Raw genomic sequence first — 14,467 nt, 5'->3', positions numbered from 1 at the left:
ACGGGCTCAGCGGTCCGCGGAATCCCGCTGGGCCACGGCCTGTTCGACCGAGGTGAAGCTGGGGATCTGCCCCAGAGCGCGTACCAGGCCCGCGCGTTCGCCCAGGGCCGTCTTCCACGCATCGCCCTCGAGTGCGAAGGCGCCGATCCCCACGACGTTCGCCCCCACCTGGTCGAGCAGGCGCAGTGCGGCGTTGGTGGAACCGCCGGTGGAGATGACGTCGTCGACGAACACCACACGGCGCCCGGCCACCGCCGGGACGCGCCGCTTGTCGAGCATCAGGCTCTGGGTGTTCGCCGAGGTGATCGACGTCAGCTCCACGCTGGGGCTGTCGCGCAGATGGTGCTTGCGGGTCTTCTGCAGGATGAGGTACTGGTCGAGGCCCAGCGCGCGCGAGACCTCGATGGCCACGGGAATGCCCAGGGTGGCGGCCGAGACGATGATCTCGGGTTCGAAGTCCCGCAGCTTGTCGGCCAGCTCGCGGCCGGCGGTCTCGTTGAACGCCACCCCGGCATCGATGGTCATCAGCAGGGCGATGGTCAGCTCGTCATCGATCTTCACCAGGGGGATGTCGATGGTCTGGCTGCCCACCTGCAGGGGCCAGAACTCAGTCGTGTCTGTCATGCTTCCAGGCTACTCAGTCCGGCCCCCGCTGCAGCGCGCGGTCAGCCGCGGCGCTTGCGGGCCAGCACCAGGGCCAGTCCGCCGCCGGCCACCAGCAGGCCGGCGATTCCCAGGGCAGTGCCGATCTGCACACCCGTGCGCGGCAGCGACCCGGCCCCGGGGGCACCGCCTGCACCGGGATCCGTGCCCGCGCCGCCGTTGGCATCGCCGCCGCCGGCTCCGGCTCCCGGCTCGCCCGTAGGCTGCTCCGGGGTCGAGGTCTGACCCGGCTGTGCGCTCGGGGTTTCCGCGGGTGCAGTGCTGGGTACCTCGCTGGGCTCGGCAGTGGGCTCCTCACTGGGCTCCCCGCCCTGGCAGTCGCCCGCGTCCTTGGCCAGCTTCACGGTTTCCACGACCGAGTCCGCACCCGCCGCATCGACCGAGCGCGAGGTCAGGGTCAGGGCCTCGCACGTCGCCTTGACGTTGAGGTAGCCGGGTGTGCGGGTCTGCTCGGCGGCAGCGATATTGTCCCGCGGGAAGCCCGCCTCGTCCATCTGCTCATCGGTGTACATATCGTAGAACTTCGACCCAGAGCTGGAGGTCAGCGTGTAATACAGCGATTCGCCCGAGTCCTTGTCCAATTCCACCGGAGCCGAGGCGTCCGGCCGCTTGTCCACGATCGACTCGCCATCCGCGGCCTCGTCCGCCGGTGAGCCTGAGCCGTTGAGCAGGTGGGTGCGCGAGTAGACGTGGTCGTGCCCACCGAGCACGAGGTCCACGTCGTTGGCGGAGAAGGCCGCGGGGAAGGCAGCGCGGAAGCGCATCACATCGTCATCGTCGAGGTGATTGGCCGTCGAATAGGGGGCCTTGTGGAACACCACCGCCGTCCAGCGGGCCTTGTCGCCCTGCTGTTTCACGACCTTGTCGAGGAAGTCCTTGTGCTCGGCGATATCGTCTTCCGAACTGGCGTTGGCGTTGAAGTTCACGAACAGGACGTCATTGCTGATGAACCAGTAGTCACCGCCGGTGCCCTTGACGTTCTGGCCGTGGTCGGCGCTGACGTTCGGGCGGTTGAAGTGGTCGCCGTAGGCCTTCGACCCGGCCTCGTGGTTGCCCAGGGTCGTGGCCTGGGGCAGCGTGCGGCTCTGCTCGGGCGCCAGGTAGGCCGCGAACTCCTCCTGGTTGTCCTTGTGCTACACCTGGTCGCCCAGGGTGTAGAGGAAGGATGCCCTGGGGTTCGTCTGCAGTGAGGCCTGCAGGGTCCGCTTCCAGCCGGCGGCGTCGGAGTCGACATCGCCACTCGAACCGATCTGCGGATCGCCGTAGACATTGAAGTCACCGGTGACCGAGGTGTCGAAGGAGTGGACATCGGACCAGCCGGCCTCATCGCTGCCCACCTGATAGGAGTATTGCGCGTCCGCGTCCAGCCCGTCCAAGGCTGCTTGGTGGAAGTGGCGGCCGTCGACCGCCTCGCCCTGTTCCGTCTGTTGCGCCGTCTGCGCGGACTCCGGCAGCCTCCCGTCGACCAGATCCGCCTTCTTGGCCCAGCGCACTCCGAGTTCGGCCGGATCGTCCGTTTGCCAGGACAGCAGTCGCTGGGAGTCGGTGGAGCCGTTCTGCAGCACCAGGTCCTGGGCCCTCGGGGCCGCCGGCGCCGTGGCCGAGGTCCCGGCAGCCTGTGCCGGAACGGCCAGGAGAGTGGGGGAGAACGCCGGGGTGGCGAGCAGCGCTGCGGCGGCCAGGGCGGCGCCCAGGCGTCGGCGGGTCGTAGTCGGGCGGGTGGGCTGTGCGTCTGTAGGTTCTCTGTGAGTCACCCCCTCATTCACTCAGGACTGCGTGAATGAGGGGTTGCGCCCGACCTGCCGAGGGGCGAACTCTCGGTGCTCACCCCCAGCGCAGGTCGGCGATCGCCTCGACCTCGGAATCGGGCAGGAGTCGCTCGAGTTCCGCACCGGGGCGCAGGAAATCGACCACCTGGCGGTGCTCATCGCTGAGCGCATATGGGTTCGAATCGATGTCCAGGCCTGTGGATTGTTTGAGTCGCCGGACCTCGCCGCGCACAGTGGTGGGCGACCCCGATTCGCCATAGAGAGCATGGGCCAGGGCCTGCGCGGTCCACGCCTCGCGGCTGGCCAGCAGCGCCAGCAGCTCCGCCCGCCGGCGCGTCAGTGGGATGCGCGTGCCATCGCAGCAGACGACCTCGGGCTTGTAGCTCAGCAGCCGGATCAGTCCGATCCCACTGTGCGACTCAGCGGTGTTGGACGCGGTGTCGGTGTCCCCTGGCGCAGCACCGACGTGCGGACCGCCGCCGGGTGCGGTCGGTGGTGAGACGGCGACCGCGGTGCTGACGAAATCGTTCCGGCTGGCCGGAGTGCCCACCTGCTCGACGCGCAGGTTGAGCAGGGTTTCGGCCAGGCGCACGCCGCTCTTGACCAGGGTGCGCAGCTCATTGGAGGCGAAGCGCGTGGGGATCGAGATGTCGAGCACTCCGAGCAGCCTGCCCTGGTCGTCGCGCAGCGGTGAGGCGGTGCAGAACCATTCGTGCAGGGCCCGTACATAGTGTTCGCCCGACATCATGTTCACGGCCTCGTTCATCACGACCACCTGGCTGATCGCATTCGTGCCGAAGCCGGATTCCGACCAGTCGGCGCCCTCGGCCAGGGCGACTCTGTCGCCGCGGCGCAGGGCCCATGGGCTACCGGCACGCCACAGCACCTGGCCTGCGGCGTCGGTCAGGATCACCAGGTGGCGGCCGGCAGCGGATTCGTCGGCCAGGGCGCCGACGATGTCCTTGGCCACGGCGGCCAGGGGGTGTTCAAGCCGGCGGTCGTGGAGTTCGCCCGCGGCCAGCACATGTTCGGGCTGGCATAGATCGGGGGTCAGCCCCGCGGCGGTGGAGCGCTGCCAGGCGGCCATTACCTCGGAGTCGATGAGGGACTGGTCGCGGCCGCTGAACGCCTGGGCATGGGCATTGCGGGATTCGCGCATGAACCTGCTCGGGTCCTCGAAGCGGCGGGCATCGGCCAGCCAGGCCGAAGATTTCAACGAGCGGCGGCCGACCGCGTTAGAGGCAGTCCGCGGGTTGCCCGCGGCGATGGTGGCGTGGGTGCCGGTATTCAGATGCAAGGGCCTGCGACCTCCTATCACAACGCTGTGAAGCACATCACTGGAGAACCAGTATAGGGCATGGAGGGGGTACGGACCGAAATATGGACTACTTGCTCGGGCGTTCCCGCAGTCCGATCACCGGCCCCCGGCGGAAGGGCGCATCCATCGGGTCGGTCTGTGCGTCCAGTGCCAGCGAGGCCCAGGAGGATTCGAGTGAACCGCTGACCAGGAAGGCACCGGCGGCCTCCGGGCCGAAGATCTCCTGTGAGCCGTAGGCCAGGGTGCCGGGCCCCGACCAGTTCCACACCGAGCTGGCGTAGACGCGGGCATCGGCGTCCATTCCACCGATCCAGCGGTCGAAGGCGGCCAGTAGTCGCAGCGCGCGCGGGACCGGGATGTCCGTGGCGATGAGCACGTGGGTGCTGCGCGTGTAGTAGCCGTCCGCATCGCCGATGCCCAGATCGCTGGGGTGGACGCTGCACAGGATTCCCGAACGCGCCGCCTGCAGCCGGCGTTCGCGGGGCCCGGAAGTGGCCACGCGGACCAGTCCGTTCAACAGGGGCAGGGAGGCCGCGCGGGCCAGGCGGCGCAGTACCAGCGGTTCTTCGAGGTCGTCGTGGGTCAGTTCGGCCGGTTCCGGCAGGCCCGGACCGTGCAGGGTGGCGGTGGCCGTGTCCCCACAGTCCGTGCCGTTGCACCGGGCCGAGGCCGTGCCTGGGCGGGTGCAGGAAGCCAGCGCGTCGTTCTGCGCGGAGTCCACGTCCTGGGCGGCCATCAGCCAGGCGAGCTCCGGGTTGCCCGGCCAGTCCTCCGATTCGAGTCTCATCGCGTTACCGTCCCATCGGTGAGTATCCGTGGGCACAACGCTGTCCCAGATCTACGTGTTGGTTTCACCATCAATTATGGCCTATGTCACTACCTTGGCACAAGAGTACGTGTCAAGGTTTTTTGGTTGAATCGGCGGACCTTTGGAGGGTCCAGGCGCGGGAACTCATAGAATTGACTCCTATGAAGACTCTTGTGGTGGGTGTGGCCGGCGGCACCGGGAGTGGGAAGACCACATTGACGAATGCGCTGGTGGACAAGTGCGGGGGTTCGCCCGCCGTGCTCTACCACGACAATTACTACAAACGGCAGGACGGCGTGCCGATGGACCAGCGGGCGCTGGTCAACTACGACGCACCGGAGGCCTTCGACAACGACCTGTTCGTCGAACACCTGTGCGCGCTGAAGGACGGCATGGCGGTGGACTGCCCCGTCTACGACTTCGCCCAGCACAACCGCTCGGATAAGACGGTGTTCGTCGAACCGGCCAGGGTGCTCATCGTCGAGGGCATCCTGATCTTCGCCGAACCGGAGATCTGCCGGCAGCTGGACATCAAACTGTTCGTCGACACGGACGCCGATGTCCGCATCATGCGCCGGATCAAGCGTGATGTGGTCGAACGTGGCCGGTCCCTGAAGTCGGTGGAGAAACAGTACCTGGAGACCGTCAAACCGATGCACGAACTCTATGTGGAGCCCTCCAAGCGCAAGGCGGACCTCATCATCCCCGACGGCGGCTACAACCTGGTGGCGATGGACATGATTTTGAACCGGATCCAGCGCGAGGTCGGCTGAGGCCGATGGATTAATCCGCTCGTCACTCCTCGCACAGGCAGAAGGGATGGCCGGCTGGGTCGAGCAGGACGACGAATTGACCGTCCCTGCTGGGCTGGAACTCATGGGGCACGGCGCCGGCGGCCACGGCGCGGGGCACGGCCTCGGCCACGGAGGGGACGTAGAAGTCCAGATGCGCCTGCTGCGGGATGGGGCCGGAGGGCCAGGTGGGGCGCTGGTAGTCCGGGATCTGCTGGCAGCCGATCGAGAACATGGCCGCGTGACCGGTGGGCGGGAGCACGGACACCCACGCGGGGTAGTCCTCGTCGCCGGCGTCGACCTCCCAGCCCAACAGTCCGGCGTAGAACTGGGCCAGCGCGGCGGCATCGGGGCAGTCGAGGGCGTAGACGAAGGAGTGGGCATGGATACGGGCTTCATCGCTCATGCGCCACAGGATACGCGGGGTTCGCTACAGTTGCGGTCGTGCGCACACTTCACGATCAGCATCGCATCTCATTCGCCTCCGACAACATCGCAGGGGCCCATCCGGACGTCCTCGCCGCGCTGAGCATGGCCGCAGGCGGCCATGTGGGCGCCTACGGTGAGGACCCCTATACCGCAGAGTTCTCCGCAGTGGCGACCCGCCTGTTCGGTGCGGGCACCCATGCTTTCCCCGTGCTTTCCGGCACGGGTGCGAACGTCCTGGCCCTGGCCTCGGCGACGCCGCGGTGGGGTGCCGTGGTCGTTCCCGCCGAAGCCCACACCATGACCGACGAGGCCGGTGCGCCCGAGCACGCGGCGGGCCTCAAACTCATCCCCGTCGATACGGCCGATGGGAAGCTGCACCCGGGTGATATCGCCGCGGCCGCCGCGGACCTGGGCAATCAGCATCACGCCCAGCCCACCACCATCTCGATTGCCGATGTCACCGAGCGCGGCACTCTGTATACGGCTGACGAGCTCGCCGCGCTGGCCGACGCCGCGCACGCCCACGGGATGCTGCTGCACCTGGACGGCTCCCGCCTGGCCAATGCGGCCGCCGCCCTCGATGCGTCCCTGTCGGCGTTGACCAGCGAGGTGGGAGTGGATGTGTTGAGCCTGGGCGCGACGAAGAACGGCGCCTTGTTCGCCGAGGCGGTCGTCGTCCTGCCGGGCGCCCCGGACTGGTTGGCGCGCGCTGTGCTGATGTCGCGCAAGGGCCACCTGCAGCTGGCCTCGAAACTGCGCTTCGTGTCCGCCCAGCTGCTGGCCATGTACGAAGGCGAGCTGTGGCGGGACAACGCGGCGCACGCGAATGCTATGGCCGCGCGCCTGCACACGGGGCTGTCCGGGATTCCGGGCGTGGACTTCGCCTATCCCGTTGAGGCGAATGCGGTGTTCGCGGTTCTCCCCGGCGAAGTGGAGGCGCTGCGCGAGCGCTTCGACTTCCACGGGGAGGGTACGCACGAATCGCCGGCGCGCCTCATGTGTGCCTTCGACACCCCGGCCGAGGCAGTGGATGAGCTGATTGCGGCCGTGCGGGCCGGGCACACTCGCTGAGCGGGTGAGTCATCGAGAGTCCGGTTCGTGCAGATCTGAGCCCTCAGATCTGCACGAACCGGACTCTCGATGCTGGGGCACCACATCGAGTGGGAAACTGAAGCATGGAGCCGAAATCCTTCACCTATGCCGACCGTCGCGGTGTCACGATCCATGCCTACCGCTGGGCTGCGCAGGAGCCCCGGGCCGTCGTGCAGATCTCCCATGGGATCGGCGAGCACGCCCTGCGCTATGACGCCTTCGCCCGGGCTCTGGCCGCGCACGGCTACACGGTCTACGCCGATGACCACCGCGGCCACGGGGCCACCGGCCTGGAGCAATACGCGCAGGACCCCGCGCGCCTGGGCCGCCCCGGTCCCGGCGGGCTCCTGGCGGCCGAGGACGCGATCTGTCAGCTGACCGGCATCGCCCGCCGTGCTAATCCGGGCCTGCCGGTAATCATGTTCGCGCACTCCTGGGGATCGCTGATGGCCCAGCGCATCCTGAACCGGACGCCGCGCATATGGGATGCGCTGGTGTTATCCGGCACCGCCTACCGGACCCTGCGGCATATGGAATCCGGCGAACTCAATAAGCAGTGGTCTGGGACCCGTGCCGATGGTGCCCCGGCCTCGGGCTTCGAATGGCTCAGCCGTGACCCGGCCGCTGCCCTGGCCTTCGCAGCCGATCCACTGTGCTTCGATGCGAAGACGCCTAAGCTGCTGGGCACGTTGGACACCCTGCGGCTGCTGGGCAGGCCGCGGGCGGGGCTGGCCACCGAGGTTCCGATCCTCATCGCCGCCGGCTCCGACGACCCTCTGAGCCGGGGCGACGGGCTGGAACGGCTGGCAGCCGCCTACCGCGCCCGTGGGGTCCGGGACGTGGAGCTGCGGATCTACGCCGGGGCCCGCCACGAAATCCTCAACGAGACCAATCGTGCCGAAGTAATCGAGGGCCTGATCGCCTGGATCGATGCATATATAAGGCGGTGAGCGCCCTGCCCGCCCCGCCTGAGTGGCCTGCGCCACTGGTATATAGAACTGTGTTATGGGAACTTTCGTAGCTGGAGAAACCTTGTGTAATGTTGGCCCGAACACTGTGTGATCTATGAGGCTCCCTGTGAGCCGGGTGGCTTCCAGGATCCCTTGATCATCGCCCGCCGTATATGCGGGACGCTGACACAACGCCCCGAAGACAAGGAAGACGCCATGAGCACAGCCGTGCCCAAATCACCGAAGCCGCCCAAGGCACCCAAGTCGGACAAGATCCTCAACTGGATCGAACGCGTGGGCAATAAACTGCCCGAACCGTTCATGCTGTTCCTCATCCTGTTCGCGGTTACTGCTCTGGTCACCACCTTCATGGCCATGGGCAATGTCGAGGTCACGGTGCCCGGCACCGACAAGCCCACCGTCATCAAGGGCCTGCTGACCGGTGAGGGCCTGTCCTGGCTGACGCAGAACATCGGCGAGAACTATGTGGGCTTCCCGCCCCTGAAGACGGTGCTGCCGATCCTGCTGGCGATCGGCATCGCCCTGCACTCGGGCATGTTGGCCGCCCTGATGCGTTCGATGTTCGGCGCTGCCCCGCGCTGGCTGCTGCCCTACGTCGTGGGCATCGTCGGCGTGTTCTCCTCGATCATGGCCGACACCTCGAACATCGTCATCCCGCCGCTGGCGGCCCTGGTGTTCAAGGCCGCAGGGCGCCACCCGGTGGCCGGTCTGCTGGGCGGCTTCGCCGCGGCCGGTGCCGGTTACTCCACGAACTTCGTGCCGACCAGCCTGGACGCCCTGTTCGCCGGCATCACCACCTCGGTCATGGGCACCCTGCCGGGTACCGACTTCGCCCCGGTCAACCCCGTGTCGAACTGGTTCTTCAACATAGTCGCCTCGATCATCCTGGGTCTGCTGGCCGGTCTGCTGATCGACAAGATCATCGAACCACGCATCGTGCGCCTGGGCGTGAGCCGCGATGAGATGGACCCCGATGGCAATGTCAGCACCGAAGACGACGCTGAGACCATGAACGCCAAGCTGGAGCCCAAGGAGAAGAAGGGGCTGTTTTACGCCGGCCTGGTCACCGTGGTCGTCGCTGCGGTCGTGCTGTGGGCTGTTCTCATCCCGAACTCCCCGTGGCGCAATGAGGGCGGCGGCTTCCTGCCGAAGTCCCCGCTGCTGGATTCGATCGTCTTCCTGGTCTTCCTGTTCTTCATCGTGCCCGGCCTGGTTTACGGCTGGACCGTCGGGAAGATCCGCAATATCAACGATGCGACGAAGATGATGGGCGAATCCATCAAGGAGATGCTGGGCTTCCTGATCCTGGCCTTCATCCTGGGCCAGTTCATCGCCCTGTTCAACTGGTCGGGCATCGGTGCCTGGATCGCCGTGACCGGCGCGAACTTCCTCGAGAGCATTCACCTGACCGGCTTCGCCGCCATCGTGGGCTTCATCCTGCTGGCCAGCGTGCTCAACCTGTTCATCACGTCTGGCTCGTCCATGTGGTCGATCATGGCCGCGGTGTTCGTGCCCCTGTTCGCGCTGATCGGCTACGAGCCGGCCTTCACCCAGGCGGCCTTCCGCGTGGGCGACTCCGCGACCCAGGTGATGACGCCCATGAACCCCTACATGGTGGTCCTGCTGGGCATGCTGCGCCGCTATGAGCCCAGCGCCGGCCTGGGCACCCTGATGGCGCGCATGCTGCCGTTCACGATCGTGTTCTGGATCGTCTGGCTGATCCTGCTGGCCATCTGGTTCTTCGCGGACCTGCCCCTGGGCCCGGGCAACGGCATCTTCCTGCCCTGATCGCCCGGCTCGGAGCGGCTCAGCCTGCCCCGATGACGTCCACCCCCACCGCTTCGAAGGGAGCGGTGGCGGGGTCGTCATCGGGGCAGTCCGTTATCAGGGTCCACCCCGCGGGCAGATGGGCCCAGGCGGGGATGCCCTCGGAGCGGAACTTCGAGCGGTCGGCCAGCACCACGGAGCGGCCCGACCTGCGCGCCACATACTCCTTGACATAGGCCTCGTCCAGGGTGGGTTCGCCCAGCCCCGCCTGCGCATCGACCCCGTCGCAGCCCAGGAAGCACAGATCGAACCTGAAACGCGAGAGCCCGTCGATCGCCAGTGGCCCGACGGTGCCGTGGGACCCGGTGGTCAGGGTCCCGCCGATGACCTCGACGGTGACCTGGGGGATGGTGCTCAGCAGCAATGCGGTCTCCAGCCCACGGGTGACCACGGTGATTCCCGTGGGGGCGCCGTCGTGCAGATCCGCCTGTTCGGTCAGCGCATCGATCAGCGCCAGGGTGGTGGACCCCGCGTCTACGAAGACCGTCGCCCCCTGATGGATCAGGCCCGCCGCCACGCGACCGATTCCGTTCTTCGACTCGGTATTCGTCGCCACCCGCTCCGCCAGGGAACGTTCGGTGAAGGGCACGGCGGTGATCGCCCCGCCGTAGGTCCGGGCCAGATCGCCGGATGCGGCCAGGGCGGCCAGATCCCGCCGGATCGTGGATTCGGAGACGTGCAGGACCTGGGCCAGCCGGTCCACGCGTGTGGTGCCGGCACCCACCAGGCGCACCAGGTCCTGCCTGCGCAGCCTGGTGCCCTGATGGGTGGTGCGCGGGGCGGACGTCACCTGGGCAGGTACTCCGCGCGGATCCGATCGGCGAAGGGCGCGTAGTCCAGCGCGGCCCGGTAGGCCGAGCGCATGGTGCCGGCATCGGCGATTCCCTGGCCGGCGATGTCGAAGGCCGTGCCGTGGTCCACGCTGGTGCGCAGGATCGGTAGGCCCACCGTGACGCTGATCGTGCCGTCGAAGTCGAAGGTCTTCGCCGCGATATGGCCCTGATCGTGGTACTGCGAGAGCACACCGTCGTAGCGGCCCTGCAGCGCCTGGTGGAACACGGAGTCCGATGGGATGGGACCGGCGACCTGCAGGCCCTCGGCGTTCACCCGTTCGACGGCCGGGCGCAGGATCTCGATCTCCTCATCGCCGAAGTGACCGTTCTCCCCGCCGTGGGGGTTGATCGCGGCGGTGGCCAGGCGCGGCTGATCGATCCCGTAGACCTGCAGCGCGCGATGGGCCCGGCGGATCGAATCGGCCTGATTGTCCACATCGATGCTGTCCAGGGCATTGCGCAGGGACATGTGGCGGGTGGCGAAGAAGATGTGTGCATGGTGGCCGGGCTGCAGAGAGCGCTCCACGACGAACATCGTGTCCTGCTTGCTCACCCCGGTCAGCGCGCCCAGCATCTCCGTGTGGCCCAGGTGTTCGGAGCCGGCGGCCCAGATGGCCTCCTTGTTGATCGGCCCCGTCACGATGCCGGCCACCCGCTGGTCCATGGCGGCCTTCGTGGCGACCTCGATCGCGGTCACGGCGGCCCGGCCGGCGCGCGCGTCGACGGTGCCCCATTCGGGCAGGTCGTCGCCGAGCACGCCGATGTCGTAGACGTCGATGACCCCGGCACCGGCCTTCGGCACGTCCCAGGAGTCCACGGTGCGGACTTCGACGTCCAGGCCAAGGGCGCTCACGGCCCGGCGCATCGCGGCGGCGTCCGCGACGGCGATGCCGTGCTGCGAATCGTCGCCGGCGTATTCGCTGAGGACCTGGGCGGTGATCTCCGGGCCGATGCCGTTCGGATCTCCTGGGGTCAGGGCGAGGATGGGTGCGCTCATGATGGTTCCCTTCATCGGTGTGTGTTCAAAGAATAGAGGGCGTCGATGCACATGCCCGCGGCGGACTCATCGCCCACCAGCCCTCCCTTGGTGACGATCGGCAGGCCGGCGTGCGGTCCGCCCACGATCCGCCCGGCCGTGGCCAGGGGCAGGACCTCGAAGTCCACGGCGATCCCGGCTGCCGTCAGCGCGCCGAGCACGGCTGTGGTCACGTCTCCTCCGGTGGTGTAGAGGCCGATGGAGTCCTGTGCCCGCGCCAGGACCTGCGCGGTCACCGCGCCAAGGGATTCGGTCAGCGCGTCGGAGGCCCGTGGGTCCAGGCCTTCGAGCAGATCGGATTCCTCGAGCACGGTGGCCAGTAGGAGGACCTCCGGACGCTCCCGCCATGCCTCCAGGACGGCCGCGGCGGTGGCCGCCACGTCGATCCGCGGGTCGTGGGAGGGCCGGTCGGGCAGGTAGACCGGCCGCACCGCCGTGGTCGAGCGGTGTTCTCTCAGCCGGGCCAGCTGGGTGCGGGTGAGTTCGGTGGCGGACCCGGAAACCGCCAGCACGGTGCCCGAGGTCTGCAGCAGTCCCAGCGCCTGGGCCAGCGCCCGGGTGCCCGGTCCGGGGTCGATGCCGACGAACAGGGCCTCGGGAGCGGCCGCCACGGCAGCGCGCGCCACGGCCAGCAGGTCCGCGTCTGTCCGCGCATCGGCGACGATGAAATCGGGTAGGGCACCCGGTGTGAGCAGATCGCGCAGGCGCTGGGCCAGGGCCTCGGGTCCGGCGTCGATATCGTCAACGTCGACGTGGACGATGCGCGGTTCATGACCCAGAACTTCGGCCGCGCCGGAACGCAGCGCCGTGTCCACGGAGGAATCGGTGATGGGGGAGCGGACGTCGTGGGCCAGCTCGGTGTCCTCCAGGGGCACCCCGCCCATGGTCTGCAAGCCGTGGATGGTCTGCCGATCGGCGCCGGGGAAGGCCGGCATGCACAGGCCGATCACCGGTCGCGGGGCCGCCGATTCCCCAATGTCCCGAGCCATGAGCAGCCGGCGGGCGCTCGCCAGGACGGCCGCGGCCTCGGCGCCCACATTGCCCCGCAGGGTCGAATCGCAGCGTGAGGACAGTAGCTGGGCCGGCCAACCGGCCTCCACCACGGCCGAGGTAGCGGCGGCCGCATCCGCTGCCGGCAGGTGGCGGGAGTCGGTGGTCACGGAGACCACCCGGTAGTCGGCGGCGAACTGGGCGATCCGCTCCGGGTCCACCGTGGCGTGTAGGGTCACCGCGCCCAGCCGGCGTAGGCCGACCGCGGCGGCATTGGCCCCGGTCAGGTCGTCCGCGGCGATGAGGACATCGGTCATGATCAACCGACCAGCAGATTCGCCACGATGAGCAACGGGATGGAGGCGGCCCACACGCAGGTGGTGATGCCCGACCAGCCCTTCATCGCGTCGATCCCGTCCAGTCCGGTGAAACGGGTCACGACCCAGAAATAGGAGTCGTTGAAGTAGCTGAAGACCATCGAACCGCACACGCACGCCATCGCGGCGATCAGCGGGGAGACGCCCAGGGTGCCGACCAGCGGGGCGGTGACGGAGGCCGCGGTGATCATCGCGACGGTGCCGGAACCCTGTGCCACACGCACGACGGTGGCGATGATGAAGGGCACCAGGAAGGCCGGCAGTGGGGTGGCAGCGACGGCCTGGGCCAGCGCATCGCCGACCCCGGAATCGCGCAGTACCTGGCCCAGACCGCCGCCTGCTCCGGTGATGAGCAGGATCAGTCCCGCGCTCGCGGCGCCCTCGGACAGCCAGCCATGGACCTTGGTGCGCGGCGTCCAGCGGGGCAGCAGGACGTAGACGGCCAGGATCATGCCGATGATGAGCGCGACCACCGGGTCGCCCAGGAACGTGAAGGGCTGGACCCAGGCGCTGGGCGTGTAGTCGTCGCCGGATAGGGCGTTCTGCTGGGACTTGTCAATCGCGGCGGTGACCGTGTTGACGACGATGAGCAGCAGGGGCACGAACAGTGGCAGCGCGCCCAGCCATGCATTGGTCTTGTGTGGTTTCCTACCGGCCGGCGTCGTGCCCAGGAATTGCTCGGGATCGTAGGTGACGACCGCTGCGGTGGCATCGCCTTCGCCGGTCGCCGGGGTCGAGGTCCCGGCCGCCTTGCGCGACTTGGTCGACTTGCCGGAACGCACCACGTAGGCGTCGATCGTCTGGGCGTAGTCGGGGCCGTAGACGTCGAGTGCGACCTCCTTGTTCAGGCGCGGTTCCAGCTTGGGGCCGATGAACTTCGCATAGGACACCACCACGGGCAGCAGGATCACCGTGAAGATGAGGCCGGTCAGGATCAGCGATCCCAAGTCGGTGCCCAGCAGACCGGCCACGGCCAGCGGGCCGGGGGTCGGTGGGACCATGTGGTGGGTCAGCGTCATGCCACACCCCAGCGCCAGTGCCAGGGTGACGTAGCCGCCGCGCTTGACGCGGGCGATCGAGCGGGCCAGCGGGTTCATGATGACGAAGCCGGAGTCGCAGAACACCGGGATCGACACCAGGGAGCCCACGGTGCCCATGGCCCAGGGCTCACGGCCCTTGCCGAAGGCCTTGAGGAAGGCGCGGGCCAGGGCATCCGCGCCGCCGGAGACCTCGAGGATCTTGCCGATCCCCACGCCCAGGCCGATCACGATGCCGGTGCTGGCCAGAGTGGATCCGAAGCCGGAGGTGATCGATTTGATCAGCTCGACGACGGGCTGTCCGGCCACCACGCCGGTGACGATGGCTGCGATCAGCAAGGCGACGAATGCGTCCAGCCGGGTGCGCAGGACAAGGATCACGATCGTGGCGATGCCGAGCACCAGTGCAATCAGCAACTGCACGTCCATGGAGGCTCCTCTTCAAGTCAAGGGTTCTTACACATGCGCGAAATGCGCAGTCTGCGAAGAACTATAGGCTCGAGGCGTGCGTCAATGCGCGATAAAC

Annotated in this window: 14 protein-coding genes and 1 pseudogene; 4 read left to right on the top strand and 11 right to left on the bottom strand. The window is 67.9% G+C overall.

What is annotated here, in order from left to right; translation table 11 throughout:
• Positions 1–6: 6 nt before the first annotated feature.
• The 6 genes and pseudogenes from NQ036_RS02880 to NQ036_RS02855 form a co-directional block, all read right to left on the bottom strand.
• The gene (locus tag NQ036_RS02880; protein WP_257057028.1) at positions 7–624 is read right to left on the bottom strand and encodes a phosphoribosyltransferase family protein; all 618 of its coding nucleotides are present in this window, start codon (positions 622–624) and stop codon (positions 7–9) included.
• A gap of 41 nt (positions 625–665) precedes the next feature.
• Positions 666–1,157, bottom strand: a complete 492-nt coding sequence (locus NQ036_RS02875; RefSeq protein WP_257057098.1) for an LPXTG cell wall anchor domain-containing protein — start codon at positions 1,155–1,157, stop codon at positions 666–668.
• Positions 1,158–1,358: 201 nt separating this feature from the next.
• Positions 1,359–1,769, bottom strand: a pseudogene (locus NQ036_RS02870) (metallophosphoesterase); the annotation flags it as partial.
• Between the two features lie 27 nt (positions 1,770–1,796).
• Positions 1,797–2,417, bottom strand: coding sequence for a fibronectin type III domain-containing protein (locus NQ036_RS02865; protein ID WP_257057027.1), 621 nt, complete (start codon positions 2,415–2,417; stop codon positions 1,797–1,799).
• Positions 2,418–2,487: 70 nt separating this feature from the next.
• Positions 2,488–3,729, bottom strand: a complete 1,242-nt coding sequence (locus NQ036_RS02860; protein ID WP_257048391.1) for a helix-turn-helix domain-containing protein — start codon at positions 3,727–3,729, stop codon at positions 2,488–2,490.
• Between the two features lie 88 nt (positions 3,730–3,817).
• Entirely contained in the window at positions 3,818–4,537 is a 720-nt protein-coding gene (locus NQ036_RS02855; RefSeq protein WP_257048393.1) for a hypothetical protein, read from the bottom strand.
• Positions 4,538–4,719: 182 nt separating this feature from the next.
• Between NQ036_RS02855 and udk the strand changes: the two genes are divergently transcribed.
• Entirely contained in the window at positions 4,720–5,331 is a 612-nt protein-coding gene (udk, locus tag NQ036_RS02850; RefSeq protein ID WP_257057026.1) for a uridine kinase, read from the top strand.
• A 22-nt stretch (positions 5,332–5,353) separates the two neighbouring features.
• Here the strand turns inward: udk and NQ036_RS02845 are convergent, their stop codons facing one another.
• Entirely contained in the window at positions 5,354–5,755 is a 402-nt protein-coding gene (locus NQ036_RS02845) for a VOC family protein (RefSeq protein WP_257048397.1), read from the bottom strand.
• Between the two features lie 38 nt (positions 5,756–5,793).
• On the opposite strand from NQ036_RS02845, the gene NQ036_RS02840 reads away from it, so the two are divergent.
• From NQ036_RS02840 to NQ036_RS02830, 3 genes are all read left to right on the top strand, one after another.
• A complete protein-coding gene (locus NQ036_RS02840) occupies positions 5,794–6,849 on the top strand; it encodes a beta-eliminating lyase-related protein (protein ID WP_257057025.1) in 1,056 nt (351 codons plus the stop codon).
• Positions 6,850–6,953: 104 nt separating this feature from the next.
• Positions 6,954–7,820 carry an alpha/beta hydrolase gene (locus NQ036_RS02835; protein ID WP_257048399.1) on the top strand — a complete coding sequence of 289 codons (867 nt, stop codon included), beginning with the start codon at positions 6,954–6,956 and terminating at the stop codon, positions 7,818–7,820.
• Positions 7,821–8,036: 216 nt separating this feature from the next.
• Positions 8,037–9,629: an AbgT family transporter gene (locus NQ036_RS02830; RefSeq protein ID WP_257057023.1), complete on the top strand. Its 1,593-nt coding sequence runs from the start codon at positions 8,037–8,039 to the stop codon at positions 9,627–9,629.
• A gap of 19 nt (positions 9,630–9,648) precedes the next feature.
• On the opposite strand, the gene NQ036_RS02825 is transcribed toward NQ036_RS02830, so the two are convergent.
• Genes NQ036_RS02825 through NQ036_RS02810 form a run of 4 tightly spaced genes read right to left on the bottom strand, consistent with a single transcriptional unit; the run spans position 9,649 to position 14,370 of the window.
• Positions 9,649–10,458, bottom strand: a complete 810-nt coding sequence (locus NQ036_RS02825) for a DeoR/GlpR family DNA-binding transcription regulator (RefSeq protein ID WP_257057021.1) — start codon at positions 10,456–10,458, stop codon at positions 9,649–9,651.
• A complete protein-coding gene (gene pdxA / locus NQ036_RS02820) occupies positions 10,455–11,498 on the bottom strand; it encodes a 4-hydroxythreonine-4-phosphate dehydrogenase PdxA (RefSeq protein ID WP_257057019.1) in 1,044 nt (347 codons plus the stop codon). Before pdxA ends, NQ036_RS02825 begins: the two co-directional genes overlap by 4 nt.
• Before the next feature lie 11 nt (positions 11,499–11,509).
• Entirely contained in the window at positions 11,510–12,844 is a 1,335-nt protein-coding gene (locus NQ036_RS02815; RefSeq protein WP_257057018.1) for a four-carbon acid sugar kinase family protein, read from the bottom strand.
• Positions 12,845–12,846: 2 nt separating this feature from the next.
• Positions 12,847–14,370 (bottom strand): GntP family permease, encoded by a 1,524-nt coding sequence (locus NQ036_RS02810; protein WP_257057017.1) that lies wholly within the window; start codon positions 14,368–14,370, stop codon positions 12,847–12,849.
• Positions 14,371–14,467: the final 97 nt, after the last annotated feature.

It is taken from the genome of Brevibacterium sp. 91QC2O2 (assembly GCF_024580695.1).
GTDB classification, from domain to species: Bacteria; Actinomycetota; Actinomycetes; order Actinomycetales; family Brevibacteriaceae; genus Brevibacterium; species Brevibacterium moorei.
This window is presented reverse-complemented; position numbering and strand designations above follow the sequence as displayed.

Bases quoted from the DNA above. Each gene is read 5' to 3' on its own strand.
- udk (WP_257057026.1), top strand. From the start codon at position 4,720: ATGAAGACTCTTGTGGTGGGTGTGGCCGGCGGCACCGGGAGTGGGAAG.
- NQ036_RS02845 (WP_257048397.1), bottom strand. From the start codon at position 5,755: ATGAGCGATGAAGCCCGTATCCATGCCCACTCCTTCGTCTACGCCCTC.
- NQ036_RS02810 (WP_257057017.1), bottom strand. From the start codon at position 14,370: ATGGACGTGCAGTTGCTGATTGCACTGGTGCTCGGCATCGCCACGATC.
- NQ036_RS02855 (WP_257048393.1), bottom strand. From the start codon at position 4,537: ATGAGACTCGAATCGGAGGACTGGCCGGGCAACCCGGAGCTCGCCTGG.
- NQ036_RS02835 (WP_257048399.1), top strand. From the start codon at position 6,954: ATGGAGCCGAAATCCTTCACCTATGCCGACCGTCGCGGTGTCACGATC.
- pdxA (WP_257057019.1), bottom strand. From the start codon at position 11,498: ATGAGCGCACCCATCCTCGCCCTGACCCCAGGAGATCCGAACGGCATC.
- NQ036_RS02880 (WP_257057028.1), bottom strand. From the start codon at position 624: ATGACAGACACGACTGAGTTCTGGCCCCTGCAGGTGGGCAGCCAGACC.
- NQ036_RS02875 (WP_257057098.1), bottom strand. From the start codon at position 1,157: ATGGACGAGGCGGGCTTCCCGCGGGACAATATCGCTGCCGCCGAGCAG.
- NQ036_RS02815 (WP_257057018.1), bottom strand. From the start codon at position 12,844: ATGACCGATGTCCTCATCGCCGCGGACGACCTGACCGGGGCCAATGCC.
- NQ036_RS02830 (WP_257057023.1), top strand. From the start codon at position 8,037: ATGAGCACAGCCGTGCCCAAATCACCGAAGCCGCCCAAGGCACCCAAG.